Annotated in this window: 20 protein-coding genes; 15 read left to right on the top strand and 5 right to left on the bottom strand. The window is 33.8% G+C overall.

The window, feature by feature from the left end:
• Positions 1 to 43: 43 nt before the first annotated feature.
• Entirely contained in the window at positions 44 to 1,468 is a 1,425-nt protein-coding gene (locus tag MG290_RS01265) for a WG repeat-containing protein (protein ID WP_264562119.1), read from the bottom strand.
• A gap of 171 nt (positions 1,469 to 1,639) precedes the next feature.
• Between MG290_RS01265 and MG290_RS01270 the strand changes: the two genes are divergently transcribed.
• The 3 genes from MG290_RS01270 to MG290_RS01280 all read left to right on the top strand — a co-directional run bounded on the left by MG290_RS01270 (position 1,640) and on the right by MG290_RS01280 (position 3,735).
• The gene (locus MG290_RS01270) at positions 1,640 to 2,416 is read left to right on the top strand and encodes a HipA family kinase (protein ID WP_413614612.1); all 777 of its coding nucleotides are present in this window, start codon (positions 1,640 to 1,642) and stop codon (positions 2,414 to 2,416) included.
• Positions 2,406 to 2,789: a DUF3037 domain-containing protein gene (locus MG290_RS01275; RefSeq protein ID WP_264562120.1), complete on the top strand. Its 384-nt coding sequence runs from the start codon at positions 2,406 to 2,408 to the stop codon at positions 2,787 to 2,789. The genes MG290_RS01270 and MG290_RS01275 overlap by 11 nt, the downstream gene beginning before the upstream one ends.
• Before the next feature lie 250 nt (positions 2,790 to 3,039).
• The gene (locus MG290_RS01280) at positions 3,040 to 3,735 is read left to right on the top strand and encodes a hypothetical protein (protein WP_264562121.1); all 696 of its coding nucleotides are present in this window, start codon (positions 3,040 to 3,042) and stop codon (positions 3,733 to 3,735) included.
• A 783-nt stretch (positions 3,736 to 4,518) separates the two neighbouring features.
• Here MG290_RS01280 and MG290_RS01285 read toward each other — a convergent pair.
• The gene (locus MG290_RS01285; protein WP_264562122.1) at positions 4,519 to 4,956 is read right to left on the bottom strand and encodes a lipocalin family protein; all 438 of its coding nucleotides are present in this window, start codon (positions 4,954 to 4,956) and stop codon (positions 4,519 to 4,521) included.
• Positions 4,957 to 5,175: 219 nt separating this feature from the next.
• Here MG290_RS01285 and hutH point away from each other — a divergent pair, with 219 nt between their 5' ends.
• The 9 genes from hutH (at position 5,176) to sucD (ending at position 14,101) form a co-directional block, all read left to right on the top strand.
• Positions 5,176 to 6,669 (top strand): histidine ammonia-lyase, encoded by a 1,494-nt coding sequence (gene hutH, locus MG290_RS01290; RefSeq protein WP_264562123.1) that lies wholly within the window; start codon positions 5,176 to 5,178, stop codon positions 6,667 to 6,669.
• Between the two features lie 88 nt (positions 6,670 to 6,757).
• Positions 6,758 to 7,996 carry an HD domain-containing protein gene (locus tag MG290_RS01295; protein ID WP_264563167.1) on the top strand — a complete coding sequence of 413 codons (1,239 nt, stop codon included), beginning with the start codon at positions 6,758 to 6,760 and terminating at the stop codon, positions 7,994 to 7,996.
• Positions 7,997 to 8,017: 21 nt separating this feature from the next.
• Positions 8,018 to 9,052, top strand: coding sequence for a UDP-3-O-(3-hydroxymyristoyl)glucosamine N-acyltransferase (lpxD, locus tag MG290_RS01300; RefSeq protein ID WP_264562124.1), 1,035 nt, complete (start codon positions 8,018 to 8,020; stop codon positions 9,050 to 9,052).
• A 6-nt stretch (positions 9,053 to 9,058) separates the two neighbouring features.
• Entirely contained in the window at positions 9,059 to 10,447 is a 1,389-nt protein-coding gene (locus MG290_RS01305; RefSeq protein ID WP_264562125.1) for a bifunctional UDP-3-O-[3-hydroxymyristoyl] N-acetylglucosamine deacetylase/3-hydroxyacyl-ACP dehydratase, read from the top strand.
• Between the two features lie 18 nt (positions 10,448 to 10,465).
• Positions 10,466 to 11,251 carry an acyl-ACP--UDP-N-acetylglucosamine O-acyltransferase gene (lpxA, locus tag MG290_RS01310; protein WP_257499146.1) on the top strand — a complete coding sequence of 262 codons (786 nt, stop codon included), beginning with the start codon at positions 10,466 to 10,468 and terminating at the stop codon, positions 11,249 to 11,251.
• 24 nt (positions 11,252 to 11,275) lie between these two features.
• Positions 11,276 to 11,842: an elongation factor P gene (gene efp / locus MG290_RS01315; protein WP_257499145.1), complete on the top strand. Its 567-nt coding sequence runs from the start codon at positions 11,276 to 11,278 to the stop codon at positions 11,840 to 11,842.
• Positions 11,843 to 11,851: 9 nt separating this feature from the next.
• Positions 11,852 to 12,763: a UDP-3-O-(3-hydroxymyristoyl)glucosamine N-acyltransferase gene (locus MG290_RS01320; protein WP_264562126.1), complete on the top strand. Its 912-nt coding sequence runs from the start codon at positions 11,852 to 11,854 to the stop codon at positions 12,761 to 12,763.
• Between the two features lie 6 nt (positions 12,764 to 12,769).
• On the top strand, positions 12,770 to 13,141 hold the full coding sequence (locus MG290_RS01325; protein WP_264562127.1) for a nuclear transport factor 2 family protein: 372 nt from the start codon (positions 12,770 to 12,772) through the stop codon (positions 13,139 to 13,141).
• 84 nt (positions 13,142 to 13,225) lie between these two features.
• Positions 13,226 to 14,101 carry a succinate--CoA ligase subunit alpha gene (sucD, locus tag MG290_RS01330; RefSeq protein WP_257499142.1) on the top strand — a complete coding sequence of 292 codons (876 nt, stop codon included), beginning with the start codon at positions 13,226 to 13,228 and terminating at the stop codon, positions 14,099 to 14,101.
• 130 nt (positions 14,102 to 14,231) lie between these two features.
• On the opposite strand, the gene MG290_RS01335 is transcribed toward sucD, so the two are convergent.
• The 3 genes from MG290_RS01335 to MG290_RS01345 all read right to left on the bottom strand — a co-directional run bounded on the left by MG290_RS01335 (position 14,232) and on the right by MG290_RS01345 (position 16,860).
• Positions 14,232 to 14,777 (bottom strand): transposase, encoded by a 546-nt coding sequence (locus tag MG290_RS01335; RefSeq protein ID WP_264562128.1) that lies wholly within the window; start codon positions 14,775 to 14,777, stop codon positions 14,232 to 14,234.
• A gap of 647 nt (positions 14,778 to 15,424) precedes the next feature.
• Positions 15,425 to 15,877 carry a pantetheine-phosphate adenylyltransferase gene (gene coaD / locus MG290_RS01340; protein WP_264562129.1) on the bottom strand — a complete coding sequence of 151 codons (453 nt, stop codon included), beginning with the start codon at positions 15,875 to 15,877 and terminating at the stop codon, positions 15,425 to 15,427.
• On the bottom strand, positions 15,877 to 16,860 hold the full coding sequence (locus MG290_RS01345) for a D-alanine--D-alanine ligase (protein ID WP_264562130.1): 984 nt from the start codon (positions 16,858 to 16,860) through the stop codon (positions 15,877 to 15,879). The genes coaD and MG290_RS01345 overlap by 1 nt, the downstream gene beginning before the upstream one ends.
• Before the next feature lie 113 nt (positions 16,861 to 16,973).
• On the opposite strand from MG290_RS01345, the gene MG290_RS01350 reads away from it, so the two are divergent.
• From MG290_RS01350 to MG290_RS01360, 3 genes are read left to right on the top strand one after another with little or no spacing between them, the layout of a single operon-like run.
• Positions 16,974 to 17,597, top strand: a complete 624-nt coding sequence (locus MG290_RS01350; protein ID WP_264562131.1) for a PASTA domain-containing protein — start codon at positions 16,974 to 16,976, stop codon at positions 17,595 to 17,597.
• Between the two features lie 3 nt (positions 17,598 to 17,600).
• The gene (locus MG290_RS01355; protein WP_264562132.1) at positions 17,601 to 18,641 is read left to right on the top strand and encodes an RluA family pseudouridine synthase; all 1,041 of its coding nucleotides are present in this window, start codon (positions 17,601 to 17,603) and stop codon (positions 18,639 to 18,641) included.
• Complete coding sequence (locus tag MG290_RS01360) at positions 18,641 to 19,111, top strand: hypothetical protein (RefSeq protein ID WP_264562133.1); 471 nt, start codon at positions 18,641 to 18,643, stop codon at positions 19,109 to 19,111. Before MG290_RS01355 ends, MG290_RS01360 begins: the two co-directional genes overlap by 1 nt.
• Position 19,112 lies beyond the last annotated feature (1 nt).

Genomic DNA, 19,112 nt, shown 5'->3' on the forward strand with positions numbered 1-19,112 from the left:
AATCATCCCAAATTCTTAAAAAGTTTGGGGTTTTTTATTTGTGCTAATCAAATTCAGCGGCGTAACTATCTGTTCGCTTTCCCTTTTGATAAAAGAAAACAGCTTCTTTAACCAATTGGGCATGATCGAACTTAAATTCTTTAATGATTTCATTTTTGCTAGAAATTAATCCGTATTTATTGCTCTTTTTTGCAATGAATTTGTTCGATGCGTAAATAGGTTCTATATAATCATATTCAAACGGAACAACAATTTCACCTTTATAATTTACAACTCCGTACTTATTGCCTTCTTGTAAAACAAAATAATTACGTTTAGTAATCCAATAATGGTTTTCATCGCGAAATTTATAGCTTGGATTTAATTTTGTAATTGATTTATCATCAATATTAAAAATTAGTAGTTGATTGTTCTGCTCAACTAAGTAGAACGATTTGTAATATTCATAAATTCTATATTCCTCAGGAATTACAACATTTAAATTAGCATCATACAAACCGCTTAAATCATTATCGTTTGTAACATAAAGATAATTAGTTAAAAATCGATTCATGTGTTTGTACTTTAAAGGTAAAACCAAATTATTCAACTTGTAAAGACCACTTATTTTATTGTTTTGCACCATAAAATAATCATTCTTAAATTGATAAATACTAGAAAAATCTAAAGGAATAATAATTTCATTATTATAAGTTACAATACCCGTTTTTTTGTTGTTTGATACTTTTAAAAGATCACTTATAAATTCTATTTCGTTGTAATCTGATTCAAAAAGGTTGTTGTTGTTTAAATCTCGGAGAAACATTTTATCTGCTTTTTTGTTTCTAACAATCAATAAAGAATCTTTCATGTCTTTAAGCTCTTCATTATTATCTACGCTATAGACTGTTTCACCTTTGTTATTTATTAGAAAATCGCCTTGATTGTTTTTAAGTAAGATATAATTCGGAAAGATATCAAGCAAGTCGTTGTAAATAAAATCGGTTACCATTCCGTGGTTTTCAATAAAAAGTGCGAGTTTATTGTTTTTTTGAATTAAAGTAAATTCATCATAGTTTCTGATTAATTCGTAATCTAAAGATAAAATATAGTTGCCTTTTTTGTCTAACATACCGTATTTTTTGTCTTTTTCAACTATTAGAAAATCTCCTGATATAAAAACATAATTGTAGATAAAAGCGGTAATTTGTTCACCTTTATCATTTATAAAACCACGATAAAACTGCTTTCCTTTTTTTATACCTGCTTCCAATATTCCATTTTGATTACGAATAGAAGAAATGTATTCAAATTTTGGTTGCGTAATAAAAACACTGTCTTTATTTATAAGTCCGCTTTTTCCGTTTTTGGTCCGATACCAAGTAACTTCAGCATGCGAAAAATCCGACATATATTCAATGTCATTAAAGGTAACTTGGGCAAAAGAATGAACAATACCCAAAAAGAAAAATATAAAACCGTATTTCATTGATTGTTTTTAATCAAATTTAAACAACATAATTGAATGGAACGACAATAAAAATGCTGTAAGACTACAATTTAATGATTTATCATCTTAAAAATCAAAAATAAAATTTTAAATACTATTTCTAAAAACATTCCTACCTTTATCCTTTTTTGATATACAAACAAAAATTGCATGATGCTATCAAATTTACGAACGGTGACTGTTACCCGATATATTACCCCTTTGCGCGAAGGTGGTTCGTTACCGGCACTTGCTGAAGCTTGTGACGATTTTAAATATGTGATAAAATTTCGCGGTGCAGGTCATGGTGTGAAAGCGTTGATTTCGGAATTGCTAGGTGGCGTTATTGCGCAATACCTTGGCTTACCTGTTCCGGAATTGGTTTTTATTGAGTTAGATGAAGCTTTTGGGCAAACCGAAGGCGATGAAGAAATACAAGATTTATTAAAATTTAGCAAAGGATTAAACCTAGGACTACACTATTTGTCGGGTGCTGTAACTTATGATGTTGCTACCAACGACTGTGATGAACTACTGGCTTCAAAAATTGTTTGGTTAGATAGTTTTATCACCAATGTGGATCGCACCTTTCGCAACACCAATCTGCTTATTTGGCATAAAGAATTGTGGTTAATTGATCACGGTGCTTCGTTTTATTTTCATCATTCATGGGACAATTGGCAGCAAACATCACAAACGCCATTTGCATTGATAAAAGATCACGCACTGATAAAAAAAGCAACTAAATTGCAAGAGGTGCATGAACAATTCACTGCAAAACTAAACAATAACGTGTTACGTGATTTTGTAAATATTATTCCAGACGAATTTCTAAATTGGGAAGAAGGCCCCAGCAATGAGGAAATTCGAGAAGTGTATTATCAATTTTTGTTGAATCGATTGGCACATGCCGATATCTTTCTAAAAACTGCCCAAAATGCAAGATAAAGTTGTTTATGAATATGCGGTAATCCGAGTTGTTCCAAAAATGGAACGCGAAGAGTTTATTAATACAGGCCTGATTTTATTCAGCAAAAGAAAACGATACATTCGGTTTGAATATCATATCCATGAAGAAAAAATTAGAAGCTTTTGCAACGAATTTGATTTAGTTCAGCTAAAGGAGAATTTAGAATCGTTTGCTAAAATTTGTTCAGGTGCAAAAAACGCCGGACCAATAGCAACTTTAGAAGCTGATGAAAAATTTAGATGGATCACCGCTGTGAAAAGCTCCAGCATACAATCCTCGCGCCCACATCCAGGTTTATCGGCTGATTTGGATGCCACTTTTGATAAGTTGTATTGTGAATTGGTTTTGTAAATGATAATGTTCTATTGGTACTAATTGCAAATTTTTCTTATTTTAGGCAATAAAGAAAAATCTATTTACAAAGCCTATCCCTTGTCAGATGTTGATTTGATTTATAAAAGTTTAGAAAATTCAAAGTTCTTATTTCTTGAAAACTTATTTAATGTGAAAGAAATCAAATCAAATGAGTTCATTATCGAAATTGATATTTATGATTCAAATAAAAGAAAGTGTGATGTAATAAAAATTTCTATTAATAAAAATGTTTAAAGAAAACCAAAAGCTACATATTCCCGAAAACGACACCATTATTTGGAAATATCTAGACTTGTCTAAATTTCTAGATTTATTGCTGTCTAAACGCATGTTTATGGCTAGGTCTGATAAGTTTGAAGATCAATTTGAAGGAACTTTTAGCGAACCAACATACGAAGAGATTAAAAAGCTTTTGGCCGATAATCCGAAATATTTAGATGCCTACAAATCAAAACGAAAAAATATTGTGATTAGCAGTTGGCACGCAAATTCGTATGAAAGTTATGCCATGTGGCAGGTTTTCACCAAAAACAACGAAGGTTTGGCAATACAGTCAACCATTGGCAGCTTAAAAAAAGCGTTGATTGAACCAAAAGCCGATCAGTTTATTGGCGAGGTAAATTATATAGACTATAAAAAAGAACACATTCCGTTTGATGATGATTTTTTTCCTTTTCTCTTTAAGCGAAAAAGTTTTCAATACGAACATGAAGTGCGTGTTATTACCGATGTGACCCATTTAGAGATGCAAGTAAACGAAGGAGTGAAGGTGTTGATTGATGTAAACGAAATGATTGAACGTTTGTACATTCACCCAAAATCAGAAAATTGGTATAAGAAACTGGTAATTGAAATAGTGGAACGTTTAGGTTTTGAATTTTTAATTGAAAAATCTGATTTAGAAAGTGATATTTTAATTTAAAATTCATCAGCAATGTATTATCTAAATAAAATTAACATTGTTTTATTAAAAAAATTATCCATTACAAAATAGTTTTCAAATGCGTTTACCTTTTCCACCATTTTCATTCTAATTTCTTCCATAATCGCAAATAGTTTTCACTATATTCTGTTGTAAAAACATCATTCAATTATAGATGCAATCTTAAAACCTTTTATGTTTCTAAAAATTTGATGCTCAGAGTCAATATATTTATTTTTATCCAAAATAATGAAGTCAATTAAATTGAAATCAGTAAGTTTAGGTTTAATGGTTTTAATATTAATTTTTTTTAATTTCATATTTTAAATTGTTGTCTTAATTTTCGGAAGTATTAACTGGCAACCTATTAAAAATAAAAGTTTCTCAAAGCGATTTTCGGAAAACTTTTTGTCGACAAAGGTTACATCGGCGAAAAAACTACAGAAAACTCTATTTGTAGATCGGATTTATTTGATAACAAATATCCAAAACATTATGAAAAGTTTAATGATTAACTTAGGCAAAAAATGTAAACTCGGATTTGTGGATATTACGAATGAATTGACCATTAAAAACAGTAAAATAGTGGCGCAGGAAATATTTGCTAAATGTGGAGAAGTGTAATTTAAAAAGAAGTTTTTACTAAACAGATGGGGAAATACGTACACCAAATTTCTCGTAAAAGGCTACGCTTTCGATACAAATTTTATCCACCGATACCAAATGGGTTTTTTACGAGGTAAAAAAAAAATGAGCACCTTTTTTGGTGCTCATTTCGATTTTTTATTTTTTAACTAAAATGCTAGTATATTCTGTACCATCAGTACCTTTACTAACAATTGTTAACTGATTATTTGAAATAGAATAATTTGCTGAATACGTTTCTCCGTCATCTTCTGTAATTGTTAGCGTGTTGCCTGAAACAGAATACGAACCTGCAATGTCATAATCAATGCAGCCTGTGTTGTTAGGTTTTTCGTAATAAACATCCCTTAATGTACCATTTGCTTCAAAAATTAATTGATCTTTTCCACATTCTTCATTATGCTCGTAATCAACTAAAACGGCAGAACCATTGTTATAATTTGTTTCTTTAGACCATTCCCATTTTCCTACAATAGAATTGGCGTTTGAAGGGGTTGCTTCATCATCTTTGTTACAAGAAGAAAGCCCAAGTAAAAGTGCCATTGCGGCAAACGACATAAAAACATTTTTTTTCATTTGATAAAATTTTTCTAATTAATTCGGAGCGAAAATAATCAATTTTAATTCATTTTGTAGTGAAAAATACTTTTTTTTGTTTTAAATATTTATCTGTTTCATAATGAGAATTTTGTACCCTCTAATGCGAGGTTTTTGTTAGATGCTTCTAATATTACCATAAAACATTTTGATTTATAGATTACTTTTAGCAATTTTGACAATCAATTTAAAAAATCCATGTCTGCAACATATTATATCAGCAACAACACATTAAGTTTAGAAGAATTACACTTAATTATTAGTCAAAATCAAAAGTTGGCTTTATCCGAAGAAGCAATAGCCAACATTAATAAATGCCGGGAATATTTAGACCATAAAATGCAAACCCAAACCAATCCCATTTATGGTATCAATACAGGTTTTGGATCATTATACAGCGTTAAAATATCTTCGGAAGATTTAACTACACTACAAGAAAATTTAATGAAATCGCACGCCTGCGGAACCGGCGACGAAGTGCCTCACGACATTGTAAAAATCATGCTTTTGCTTAAAATTAAATCGTTAAGTTATGGTAATTCGGGCGTACAATTGGTTACGGTTGAACGTTTGATCGATTTTTATAATAACGATATTTTACCAGTTGTTTATACACAGGGTTCATTGGGTGCATCGGGCGATTTGTCTCCATTGGCGCATTTGTGTTTGCCTTTAATTGGCGAAGGAGAGGTTTTTGTTGATGGCAAACGCATCACTGCAAAACAAATGCTTGCTGAAAAAGGCTGGGAAACGATTACTTTGAAATCGAAAGAAGGTTTGGCATTGCTAAACGGTACGCAGTTTATGAGTGCCTATGGAGCATATATCTTGATAAAAACCGAAAAACTGACTCAATTGGCTGATGTGATTGGAGCGGTTTCTTTAGAAGGTTTTGATGGTAGAATCGATCCTTTTAACAATTTAATCCATATTGTTCGTCCACACAAAGGACAGGTGCATACGGCCAATTATATGCGTTCGATTTTAGAAGGAAGCGAATTAATTAATCAACCAAAAAAACACGTTCAAGACCCATATTCGTTCCGCTGTATTCCTCAGGTACATGGTGCTTCGAAAGATGCCATTGAATATGTAGGAAGAGTTTTTAAAACCGAAATTAATTCCGTAACCGATAATCCAAATATTTTTGTAGAGGAAGATGTAATTGTTTCGGGCGGAAATTTCCACGGACAACCATTAGCTTTGGCATTAGACTTTTTAGGCATTGCCTTATCAGAATTAGGAAGTATTTCAGAACGCAGAACCTATCAGCTCATTTCGGGTTTGCGCAATTTACCTCCGTTTTTGGTAAACAATCCGGGGTTAAATTCAGGTTTTATGATACCGCAATACACCGCCGCAAGCATTGTGAGTCAAAACAAGCAATTGGCAACTCCGGCAAGTATCGACAGTATTGTGTCGAGCAACGGACAAGAAGATCACGTGAGTATGGGTGCCAATGCTGCCACTAAAACCCTGAAAATTGTTGAAAATTTAGAACGAATTTTAGCAATCGAGTTGTTCAATGCCACACAAGCACTGGAATTTAGAAGACCAGGAAAATCGAGCGATTTTATAGAAAATTTTGTTTTAGAATACCGAAAAGTGGTTCCAACGGTTCAAAATGACCGCATTTTGCACTACGATATTCAAAAAAGTATACAGTTTTTAAACAATTATAACTTCAACTAAAACATATAAATGCACTTTTTGTTAAAGAAAAGTGCATTTTTCTTTTCCGAAAATCGTTATATTTGCCTGATATTTGAAAGAAATTGTTTTGACATCTGAAAATAAACTAAAAATTTTAAACGACCCTATTTATGGCTTTATAACCATACCATCAACTTTGTTGTACGATTTAATGCAGCATCCATATTTTCAACGTTTGCGTAGAATTAAACAAATGGGGTTGTCGTCTTTAGTTTATCCAGGAGCCGAACACACCCGTTTTCACCATGCTTTGGGTTGTATGCACATGATGCAAAAAGCCGTTCAGGTATTGCGTTTTAAAAATGTAGAAATATCAAAAGAAGAAGAAGAAGCGCTTTATATTGCCATTTTATTGCACGATATTGGGCACGGACCTTTTTCCCACGCAATGGAACACAGCATTGTAGAAAATATACATCACGAAGAAATTTCTTTGCTTTTTATGGAAGCTTTAAATAAAGAATTTGAAGGAAAGCTTTCATTGGCAATTCAGATTTTTAAAGGAAATTATCCGCGCAAATTCCTCATTCAGCTCATATCTTCACAGATGGATATGGATCGAATGGATTATCTTAAACGCGATAGTTTTTACAGCGGTGTTGCCGAAGGAAATATCAACTCCGAACGATTGATACAAATGATTAATGTGCATAATGATGTGTTGGTAGTTGAAGAAAAAGGCGTATATTCAGTAGAAAAATTTTTGGTAGCACGCCGTTTAATGTACTGGCAATGCTATTTGCACAAAACAAGCGTTGGTGCCGAACTGTTATTGTCAAAAATACTAAAACGTGCCAAACAACTCACTTTGCAAGGAATTGATTTACAGGCAAGCAATGCACTCACTTTTTTCTTAAAAAATTCCGTTTCAAAAAATAATTTTAACACCAATATTTTAAACAATTTTGCGTTATTAGACGATGCAGACATATACACTGCATTAAAAAACTGGCAATTTCATGATGATAGAGTTTTGTCGTATTTAAGCAGTGCCATTGTAAACCGAAAATTGTTTCAAGTAAAATTGGTTGCTAAAGAGGAGATGTATTCAAAATTAAACACCTATCAACATTTATGTAAAGAAAAACTTCAAGTAGAAACTGATGAATTAGACTACTTTGTTTTTGGTGATAAATTAAAAAATCAGGCGTATGATTTAGCGGCAGATCCCATAAGAATCTATAAGAAAAATAATGAAATTGTTGATGTTTTAGAAGCATCAGACCAATATAATTTAAGGGCTTTGTCGGAGCCGGTTTATAAATACTTTATATGCTATCCAAAAGGAATACATAAAGTTGATTAAAAATTAATATTTTTGTACTCGATGAAGATTACAGCAGAACAAATTGCCGAAGTTTTAAACGGAACCGTTGTGGGCGATTCTACGGTTGAGGTTTTTAAGTTGGCCAAGATTGAAGAAGGCGAACAAGGGGCTATTACCTTTTTGTCGAATGCTAAGTATAACAATTATCTCTATACCACCAATGCGTCTATCGTAATTGTAAACAAAACATTTCAGCCGTTGCAACCCGTAAAGGCTACAATGATTCAGGTAGAAGATTCTTACAAAGCATTCACAAAGATTTTAGAATATGCCAATCAAATAAAATTGATGAAATCCGGTATTGAACAACCTTCTGTGATTTCCGAAGGTGTTTCTTATGGAACCGATTTGTATTTGGGCAGTTTTTCGTACATTGGCAAAAACACGAAAATAGGTAACAATGTTAAAATTTATCCCAATTCATTCGTAGGAGACAATGTAGTAATTGGCGATGATACGATACTTTTTGCCGGAGCACGCATTTATTCGGAAACAATTATCGGAAAAAAATGTGTTATCCATTCAGGAACAATTATTGGTTCAGATGGTTTTGGTTTCGCACCAAACACCGATGGAACTTATGATAAAATTCCGCAAATAGGAAATGTGGTGATTGAAGACCATGTAGAAATAGGTTCATGTACCACCATAGACCGTGCTACATTAGGATCAACCATTATAAGAAAAGGTGTGAAATTGGATAATCAAATTCAAATAGCACACAATGTAGAAGTAGGCGAGCACACCGTGATTGCATCGCAAACAGGCGTGGCAGGTTCTACAAAAATTGGTAAAAATTGCATTATTGGTGGTCAAGTGGGAATTGTTGGGCACATTATCATTGGCGATAATGTTCGAATTCAGGCACAATCAGGCGTAGGAAAAAGCATCAAAGACGGCGAAATTATTCAAGGATCACCCGCAATGGCTTATAACGATTATTCTAAATCGTATGTATATTTCAGAAAATTGCCGAATATCGTGAAAGATATAGAAGAATTAAAAAAAATAAAAGATAAAGAAAATTTAAGTTAAATAGTTATGGTTAAACAAAAAACCATCGCCCACGAAGTAACCATTAACGGAGTAGGCTTGCATACCGGACAACAAGTTGTAATGACTTTAAAACCAGCACCTGTGAACAATGGCTTTACTTTTGTTCGAGTAGATTTACCTGGCAATCCAGTGATCGAAGCAGATGCTAATTTTGTGGTTTCTACAGAACGCGGTACTAATTTAGAGCACAAAGGCGTTCAATTGCACACCACCGAGCATGTTTTAGCAGCCTTTATTGGTTGCGATTTAGACAATGTTATTATCGAGCTAAACGCTTCAGAACCACCAATAATGGATGGTTCTTCTAAATTTTTTGTTGAAGCTGTAGAAAAAGCCGGAATTGTAGAGCAAGATGCAGAACGCAACGAATACATTGTGAAAGAAGTGATTTCGTACGTGGACGAACGCACTGGTAGTGAAATCATCGTAATGCCTGCAGATGAGTATCAAGTCACCGCTATGGTTGATTTTGGAACCAAAGTGTTAGGTACTCAAAATGCCACATTAAAAAGTATGAGCGATTTTAAGGAAGAAATTTCAGAAGCTAGAACATTCAGTTTTTTACATGAAATTGAAACCTTGTTGGCTCACGGATTGATAAAAGGTGGCGATTTGAATAATGCCATAGTATATGTAGACAAAGAAATTTCAAAGGAAACCTTAGAGCGTTTAAAAGTGGCTTTTGGCAAAGAAGATATCGCTGTAAAACCAAACGGAATTTTAGACAACCTAACACTTCATTACCCAAACGAAGCCGCACGCCATAAGTTGTTAGACGTGGTTGGTGATTTAGCTTTGATAGGCACCCGTATTCGCGGCAAAGTTATTGCAAACAAGCCCGGACATTTCGTAAACACGCAATTTGCCAAAAAAATGGCAAAAATCATTAAAACCGAACGCAGAAATCAAGTACCCGTTTTTGATTTGAACAAAGAACCATTAATGGATATTACGAAAATCATGGCGATGTTGCCTCACAGATTTCCAATGCTTTTGGTGGATCGTATTTTAGAATTGTCTGATTCGCACGTTGTGGGAATGAAAAACGTAACCATGAATGAAGAATTTTTTCAAGGACATTTTCCCGGAGCACCCGTAATGCCAGGTGTTTTAATTATCGAAGCAATGGCGCAAACAGGCGGAATTTTAGCTTTAAGCACCGTAGAAGATCCTGAAAATTATTTAACCTATTTCATGAAGATAGACAATGTTCGCTTTAAACAACAAGTGTTGCCAGGTGATACATTAATCTTTAAGTTAGATTTAATAAGCCCTATTCGCAGAGGTATTTGCCACATGCAAGCAGTTGCTTACGCAAACGGTAAAATTGTAACCGAAGCCGAATTAATGGCACAAATAGTAAAAGCAAAGTAGTAATTAATATTTTATAGAATGAATCAACCATTAGCATACGTTCATCCCGGAGCAAAAATTGCTAAAAATGTGGTAATAGAACCCTTTACAACCATTCACAATAATGTGGAAATAGGCGAGGGGACTTGGATAGGGTCGAATGTTACCATTATGGAAGGCGCACGAATCGGAAAAAACTGTCGTATTTTTCCAGGCGCTGTAATATCGGCTGAACCACAAGATTTAAAATTTGACGGAGAAGACACTACTGCCGAAATTGGTGATAACACAACCATACGCGAATGCGTTACCATTAACCGCGGAACAAAAGACCGTTACCGAACCGTTATTGGTAAAAACTGCTTAATTCAGGCATACAGCCACGTGGCACATGATTGCATTGTGGGCGATAATTGCATCTTTTCAAACTCAAGCACATTAGCAGGTCATGTTACTGTTGGCGATTATGTGGTTCTTGCAGGAATGGTTGCTGTGCATCAATTTTGTACGATAGGTTCGCATTCTTTTATAACCGGTGGTACCTTGGTTCGCAAAGATGTTCCGCCGTATATCAAAGCAGCTCGTGAACCCATTTCATATGTTGGAATCAATTCCGTGGGCTTGCGCCGCAGAGGGTTCGATTCAGATAAAATAAGGGAAATACAAAACATTTATCGAGTGTTGTATCAAAAAAATTACAACAATTCACAGGCAATAGAGCTTATTGAAACAGAAATGGAAGCAACACCAGAGCGCGATGAAATCATACAATTTGTTCGAAATTCATCTCGCGGGATTATGAAAGGTTACACAGGAGTATATTAAAAAAAATAAAATTAAAATCATATTATGGCAAGTACATCAGATATAAGAAATGGTTTATGTATTAAGTACAACAACGATATTTTTAAAATTGTAGAATTTCTACATGTAAAACCAGGAAAAGGACCTGCATTTGTTCGTACCAAAATGAAAAGTTTAACATCGGGAAAAACATTAGACAATACTTTTTCTGCTGGTCACAAAATTGATGTCGTACGCGTGGAAACACACACTTTTCAGTATTTATACAATGAAGGAAATGACTATCACTTCATGAACAATGAAACATTTGAGCAAATTACATTAGAAAAAAACATTTTAGATGCACCCGAATTGTTAAAAGAAGGAACAAATGTAATGGTTCAAATCAATACCGAAACCGAAGCACCTCTGTCTGTTGATATGCCTGCTTCTATTGTTTTAGAAGTAACCTACACCGAACCAGGCGTAAAAGGAAACACAGCAACAAACGCAACAAAACCTGCTACGGTTGAAACAGGTGCACAAGTAAATGTGCCGTTGTTTATTAATGAAGGTGATAAAATTAAAATCGATACTGCTTCTGGAAGTTATATCGAACGTATTAAAGAATAAATTGTTCAGATGAGATTTCCTAAAACATATCGTTTAGAAAATATTGCAGAAATAATTGGGTGTACTTTTGTGGGTACACCCGATTTTCCTGTTTTAGGAATGAACGAAATTCATGTGGTGCAACCCGGTGAAATCGTTTTTGTAGATCATCCAAAATATTATGATAAAGCTTTACAATCAAATGCAACCATCATTTTAATAAATAAGGATGTAGAATGCCCAGAAGGAAAAGCGCTGTTGATTTCAGATGATCCGTTTCGCGATTTTAACAAACTGTCGGTTTATTTTCGTCCGTTTCAAGCGTCATCAACACCAATAGCAGTAACAGCCGAAATAGGTGAGGGAACCGTTATTCAGCCCAATGCTTTTGTTGGAAATCATGTAAAAATTGGTAAAAACTGTATCATTCATGCAAATGTAGTTATAAATGATCATACCATAATAGGTGATAACGTAGTGGTTCATGCAGGAACCGTTTTAGGAGCCGATGCCTTTTATTACAAAAAGCGAACCGATTTTTTCGATCCGTTGGTTTCCTGTGGTTCGGTAGTAATCGAAAATGATGTAACACTTGGTGCATTATGCACCATAGACCGCGGTGTAACAGGTGAAACACGCATAAAAAAAGGTACCAAAATAGACAACCAAGTGCATATAGGTCATGACACCGTAATTGGCGAAATGTGTTTAATTGCAGCCCAATGTGGTATTGCAGGTTGTGTAGTAATTGAAAATCATGTAACTTTATGGGGTCAAGTTGGTACCACGAGTGGCATCACAATTGGTGCACATACAGTGGTTTTAGCAAAATCGGGCGTTTCAAAAAATTTAGAAGGCAATAAAGTATATTTTGGCGCACCAGCAGAAGAAGCACGCGAATATTATAAACACATTGCCAAGGTAAAAAAATTAGTAAAATAGCAACGTATGGGTAACGCATTACAAATTGTGAGAAAGTTTTACGAATCGGCAGGAATCTTAAGCAAAACCTATTGTTTAGAAGTTTTCCATGAAGATATTCAGCTGGAATGGCACAGTTCTAAAGGACATTTGTTTTTAGAATTGCCCGATCTTTTGGCATTGTCTAAAGATTTAAAACACTCTTACTTTGATTTGCGTGCCAATGTTCATGATATAATGAGTCAAGAAAATAAAGTAATGATTCGTTATACATATTACGTGCGAACTTTCGAAAATCCTGAAGAAGAAATGGTGCTTGCAACCTTTTTCACGCTTTGGGAAGTAAAAGAAGACAAATTATACAAAGGTGTTCAAATGAGTCAGTTGGCAAATTTATAAAAAATTAAACCAAAAAATTTTAATATTATTCAGTAACCCTTATTTTTGTAAAATAATTCAAAAAACGATAATTAAAAATAAATTATGAGTGTATTAGTAAACAAAGATTCTAAAATAATAGTTCAAGGTTTTACAGGAAGCGAAGGAACATTCCACGCCTCACAAATGATTGAATACGGAACAAACGTGGTAGGTGGTGTTACTCCTGGTAAAGGTGGAACTATGCATTTAGATCGTCCTGTATTTAATACAGTAAAAGATGCTGTTGAAAAAGCAGGTGCAGATACATCTATTATCTTTGTACCGCCAGCATTTGCTGCCGATGCAATTATGGAAGCAGCCGAAGCAGGAATAAAAGTAATTATTTGTATTACAGAAGGTATTCCAGTTGCCGATATGGTAACGGCATACAACTACGTAAAAACAAGAGAAAATTGTCGTTTGGTAGGTCCTAACTGTCCGGGTGTAATCACTCCAGGTGAAGCAAAAGTTGGTATTATGCCAGGTTTTGTATTCAAAAAAGGAACAGTAGGTATTGTTTCTAAATCGGGAACATTAACTTATGAAGCAGCAGACCAAGTAGTAAAACAAGGTTTAGGAATTACAACTGCAATTGGTATTGGTGGAGATCCAATTATTGGAACAACAACCAAAGAAGCGGTTGAGTTATTAATGAACGATTCAGAAACCGAAGCAATCATTATGATTGGTGAAATTGGCGGACAATTAGAAGCAGATGCAGCACGTTGGATCAAAGAAAACGGAAACAAAAAACCAGTTATCGGATTCATCGCAGGTGAAACAGCACCTAAAGGACGTACAATGGGTCATGCAGGTGCAATTGTTGGTGGAGCTGATGATACAGCAGAAGCTAAAAAACGTATCATGAGAGAATGTGGTATCCACGTTGTTGATTCTCCAGCAGAAATCGGTAAAAAAGTAAAAGAAGTTTTAGGATAATTTCTTTTCAATATAACTAAAAGCGATGATTAATAGTCATCGCTTTTTTGTTTATAAGTAATTTTTTTACATTGACTTTCTTCTAGACCTCACAGGTTTTTAAAATCTGTGAGGTCTTTTTAAACATCTTTCATATATGAATGTACATATGATGAGCACTAATAAAATTTTCCTTACCTCCAAATAGCTCCAAAACTTCCTTTCTTTTAATTTTTGTTAATTTATCAGAAGTCAAAGCATTAAACGAAGAATGAGAATATTCTTGAAAATCTTCAGAAAATCCGTGTTTTACAGGATTTAGATGAATATATATAATATTCTGTATTAAATATTTTTCGTCTGTAATTCTTTTTCTTTTATATCGTTCTTTGAAAAGACTTTCTTCACGATTGTATTTTTTGTTTATGGTTTTAGTATAAGCATTGAACAAATTTGAAAAAGGTAAATGTAACTTCTCATCCGGAACAACTAAATCATCTTTTATTCTAATTAAAAAATGAAAATGATTTTTAAGAAGACAATAAGAATAAATATCACAAACAGGCAGTAAATGTTTGGAAACAAGATTTAAAAAGTAAACATAATTATCTTCCTCAATAAATAAATTCTCTTTATTATTGCCTCTGTTATAGATATGGTAAAAATAACCTTTTTCTAGAAAATCTTGTTTTTCCATTTGATTGTGTTTTTTAGCCTTAAGTTTTCAAGAATTGTATTCTTTTTCAGACCTCACAGGTTTCAAAAACCTGTGAGGTCTGGATATACTAAACAAGTATAGGAAAATTTTTTAGTGCGTTATTGCTTAAAATTGAGAAAGTTTATCATCGCTTTTTTTAGGGCTTTCTACTTTTTAAAAGAAGAATGAAGAATATTTGACCAATAAGGAATAGTAGGATTGATATATAAGCTACTATGCCTAAATAATGACTTAATTCTGTAGGATCATTAGTATAGTTCGAATATAGATGTCTTAATAAATGATTGAATCTTGCATATAAAACTAATGGAATGCAACAAATAAAATGAAAAACGAATAATTTAAAGGCTGTTGTTCTATTCTTAATAAGTAAATAAATGAGTACTATAATTAAAATTAAGAAAAAAACTAAAATCTCTAAAAAATCAGTAGCAGTTACAATTGTATTCCATCTAGGATTTTGAATTACAAATAGTGATTCAAATGGTATTGATATAATTAGCAAAATAACAAAAAGGAGAAGCTTATAATTTTTCTTAAGCATGTTTTGGATTATTTAGTGTTATTTTATACATAATTTACTCTTGATTTCTCTTTTTTATTAATTATTACATTGATAAACTTGTTTATTTCTTCACAGCGGGTGGAACCAACAAACTGTAATCACCGTTATTGCGGATAAAATCACGCACAATACTTGAACTGATAAACGATGTATCCACAGCTGTTAGCAAGAAAACCGTTTCAATACCCGAAACCAATCGGTTGGCATGTGCAATGGCTTTTTCAAACTCAAAATCGGCAGGGTTACGTAAACCGCGCAGTAAAAAATCAGCATTTTGTTCTTTGCAGTAATCAATAGTCAAGCCTTGGTAAAGATCAACTTTAACTTTAGGTTCGTTTGCAAAAGTCTCTTCTATAAAGCGTTTGCGATCATTTAAGCTAAACATATACTTTTTTTCGGCATTTGTTCCAATGGCAATAATAATTTCATCGAACAAAGGCAAAGCGCGGGTTATAACATCTACGTGTCCGTTTGTTATTGGGTCAAACGAACCTGGAAAAACAGCTTTTTTCATTAAAATTGCTTGCGGTTTAGGGCTAATTCAATAGCATTATCAAATAGTTCGTTTAAAGAAATTCCTGCTTCGCGTGCTTGTTGGGGTAAAATACTTTCGGCAGTTAAACCCGGAACGGTATTCATTTCCAATAAAAAAGGTTCACCACTCACCAAAATAAATTCCGACCGAGAAAAACCATCCATTTTTAAAATAGTATAAATACGTTTTGCAACATCTTCTACTTTAGCTTTTTCTTCATCGGATATTCTTGCAGGCGTAATCTCGCTCGATTTTCCTTCATATTTTGCTTCATAATCAAAAAAATCGTTTTCTGAAACAATTTCTGTAATGGGTAAAACTACTATTTCACCTTTGTATTTAATAACGCCTACCGAAACTTCTGTTCCTTTTAAATAGCTTTCAATAATGATTTCATCGTCTTCTGCATAGGCTTTTTCAATAGCCGGAAGCAGTTCTGCGCTCTCTTTCACCATCGAAATTCCAAAACTTGATCCGGATTTATTGGGTTTCACAAAACACGGCAGCCCAACACGTTGAATAATTTGGTCTTCATCTACAAAATCACCATTGTTCAAGTAATACGAAATAGCTGTTTTAATTCCGTAAGGTTTCAAAACGGAAAGCATGTCGCGTTTGTTAAAAGTGAGTGCTGCTTGGTAGTAATTACAAGAAGTTTGCGGAATATTCAATAATTTAAAATAAGCTTGTATCAGTCCGTCTTCTCCAGGCGTACCGTGAATCGCATTAAAAACTACATCAAACCTGATTTTGTTTCCATCTATAATTACTGAAAAATCATTTTTATCGACAGGAAACTGGTTTTCTTGTGCATCAACATAATACCAACCTTCCGTTAAAACGTGAATTTTATATAAATTATATTTGGAACTATCTAAATGATTATAAACAACTTCGCCGCTTTTTAAGGATATTTTATACTCGCTAGAATATCCTCCCATAATAATTGCTACATTTTTCATTTAATAATGTATTTTTATATTTTATTTTTGTGAGAAGCAATTTATGCTACTTTGAACAAATTTATGAAAATACACGAAACATAATTGATAACTTTGCTAAAATTAATAACTCTATGGGTTTTACATCATTTATAAAAAGTAAACAGTTTTTTTTCTCGCTAATCACCGCAGTAATCATCATGGGTTTGCTGGTTTTTGGGGCTTTACAATTTTTAAATATTTATACACGCCACGGCAAAGAAATTGCGATTCCCGATTTAAGAAAAATGAAGGTTGAAAATGCAATTGATGCCGTTGCTGAAAATGGTTTTGAAATTATTATTATTGATACGGTTGATTTTAATCCGAAATATCCACCATTAACCATTTCAGATCAAGATCCAAAACCGAAAGATGCAGTGAAACAAGGACGAAAAATTTATGTAAAAGTCAATGCCAAAGGATATTCTTCGATACGACTGCCAAATCTAGACGGACGCACCTTGCGACATGCAACTGCAATCATTGAATCGCTCGGTTTGAAAAAAGGCGAAGTTATTTATGAACCCGATTTTGCCAAAGATGTGGTAATGCGTATTGAACAAGATGGAAGAATTTTACGAGCAGGTGATAAAGTACTTAAAAATTCTAAAATCAATTTGGTTTTGGGCGATGGAATGCTTGGATACAAACCCGAAGTGGACACATTGGGCGAAATGTATGAAGATGTAGCACCTGCAATCGATTCAATTTTTTAATGAATGACAGAAGATAATAATTTAATAGAAGACGAACTATACGAACATTACCGTTTTGAAGCAGGTAAAGGTCAAGCGCCCTTGCGTGTTGATAAATTTTTAATGAATTTGGTAGAAAATGCTACCCGAAACAAAATTCAGAAAGCTGCCGAAAATGGAAATATTTTTGTGAATGATGTGCCTGTGAAGTCCAATTACAAAGTAAAAGCAAACGATGTGATCCGCGTTTTAATGGAACAACCACCGTTTGAAAACATCATTGTTCCCGAAAACATTCCTTTGGATATTGTTTATGAAGACGATGATTTGCTAGTGATTAATAAACCCGCAGGTTTGGTAGTGCATCCTGGTCATGGAAATTACACTGGAACGTTGGTAAATGCGTTGGCGTATCATTTTGAAAATTTACCGTTAAACAGTTCAGAACGCCCTGGTTTGGTGCACAGAATTGATAAAGATACCACTGGTTTATTGGTTATTGCCAAAACCGATTGGACCATGAGCGAACTACAAAAACAGTTTGCCGAAAAATCAACCGAACGTGAATATGTTGCCATTGTTTGGGGAAATGTTCAGGATGATGAAGGAACCATCGAAAGTTATATTGGCCGCCATAAGGTTGATCGTATGCAGATGGCTTCGTTTCCCGATGATTCTACCGGAGCAAAATATGCGGTTACGCATTATAGGGTTATCGAACGTTTGGGATATGTAACGTTGGTTTCATGCAGATTAGAAACAGGTAGAACACATCAAATTCGTGTGCACATGAAAGCAATTGGGCATACCTTGTTTAACGATGAACGTTATGGTGGCGATAAAATTTTAAAAGGAACCACATTTACAAAATACAAACAGTTTGTAGAAAACACCTTTAAAGTGTTGCCCCGACAAGCATTGCATGCTAAAACACTTGGTTTTATGCACCCTATTAAAAAGGAATTTATGCGTTTTGAAACTGATTTGCCAACCGATATGGTTCAGGCAATTGAACGTTGGCGAAATTATTCAAACAACCACGAAGTTATTGAAGAAGAAGATTAATGATGACGATAAATAAATTACGAGGCGTAAAAAATTTAGATAGCGATATCCGATTAAATCAACTTTATAATCAGTTTGATGTTCTTTTAAGCGAGTTAAGAAATAGGCGGTTGCCTGATTCCATTATTCAGACAATCAACAGTGAAGTGGAAGAAATTAACACGTCTAATTCTTTAACTACTGCCGATTTAAGAAAGGTAATAAAGAAAAAGCAAACCGCAATTTTAAAGTTGATAGAGAACGAGTTAAAATTAGTTCCTAAAAATTATCATAGAAATCTTTGGTTAGCTCTTGGAATGACTGTTTTTGGCATACCGTTAGGAGTGCTTGCAGGTGTACTCCTAAAAAAGCCGGGTTTGTTCGCTATAGGTTTACCAATTGGTGTGGCAATCGGCGTAACGGTTGGTACCGCAATGGACAAAAAAGCAGTCGAAGAGAACAGACAATTAAATATAGAAATTAAATATTAAA

Source organism: Flavobacterium sp. CBA20B-1, assembly GCF_028473145.1.
Lineage (GTDB): Bacteria > Bacteroidota > Bacteroidia > Flavobacteriales > Flavobacteriaceae > Flavobacterium.

Bases quoted from the DNA above. Each gene is read 5' to 3' on its own strand.
- MG290_RS01345 (WP_264562130.1), bottom strand. From the start codon at position 16,860: ATGAAAAATGTAGCAATTATTATGGGAGGATATTCTAGCGAGTATAAA.
- lpxA (WP_257499146.1), top strand. From the start codon at position 10,466: ATGAATCAACCATTAGCATACGTTCATCCCGGAGCAAAAATTGCTAAA.
- MG290_RS01355 (WP_264562132.1), top strand. From the start codon at position 17,601: ATGACAGAAGATAATAATTTAATAGAAGACGAACTATACGAACATTAC.
- MG290_RS01305 (WP_264562125.1), top strand. From the start codon at position 9,059: ATGGTTAAACAAAAAACCATCGCCCACGAAGTAACCATTAACGGAGTA.
- efp (WP_257499145.1), top strand. From the start codon at position 11,276: ATGGCAAGTACATCAGATATAAGAAATGGTTTATGTATTAAGTACAAC.
- coaD (WP_264562129.1), bottom strand. From the start codon at position 15,877: ATGAAAAAAGCTGTTTTTCCAGGTTCGTTTGACCCAATAACAAACGGA.
- hutH (WP_264562123.1), top strand. From the start codon at position 5,176: ATGTCTGCAACATATTATATCAGCAACAACACATTAAGTTTAGAAGAA.
- MG290_RS01265 (WP_264562119.1), bottom strand. From the start codon at position 1,468: ATGAAATACGGTTTTATATTTTTCTTTTTGGGTATTGTTCATTCTTTT.
- MG290_RS01275 (WP_264562120.1), top strand. From the start codon at position 2,406: ATGCAAGATAAAGTTGTTTATGAATATGCGGTAATCCGAGTTGTTCCA.
- MG290_RS01270 (WP_413614612.1), top strand. From the start codon at position 1,640: ATGATGCTATCAAATTTACGAACGGTGACTGTTACCCGATATATTACC.
- MG290_RS01360 (WP_264562133.1), top strand. From the start codon at position 18,641: ATGATGACGATAAATAAATTACGAGGCGTAAAAAATTTAGATAGCGAT.
- MG290_RS01350 (WP_264562131.1), top strand. From the start codon at position 16,974: ATGGGTTTTACATCATTTATAAAAAGTAAACAGTTTTTTTTCTCGCTA.
- lpxD (WP_264562124.1), top strand. From the start codon at position 8,018: ATGAAGATTACAGCAGAACAAATTGCCGAAGTTTTAAACGGAACCGTT.
- MG290_RS01320 (WP_264562126.1), top strand. From the start codon at position 11,852: ATGAGATTTCCTAAAACATATCGTTTAGAAAATATTGCAGAAATAATT.
- MG290_RS01335 (WP_264562128.1), bottom strand. From the start codon at position 14,777: ATGGAAAAACAAGATTTTCTAGAAAAAGGTTATTTTTACCATATCTAT.
- MG290_RS01285 (WP_264562122.1), bottom strand. From the start codon at position 4,956: ATGAAAAAAAATGTTTTTATGTCGTTTGCCGCAATGGCACTTTTACTT.
- sucD (WP_257499142.1), top strand. From the start codon at position 13,226: ATGAGTGTATTAGTAAACAAAGATTCTAAAATAATAGTTCAAGGTTTT.
- MG290_RS01325 (WP_264562127.1), top strand. From the start codon at position 12,770: ATGGGTAACGCATTACAAATTGTGAGAAAGTTTTACGAATCGGCAGGA.
- MG290_RS01280 (WP_264562121.1), top strand. From the start codon at position 3,040: ATGTTTAAAGAAAACCAAAAGCTACATATTCCCGAAAACGACACCATT.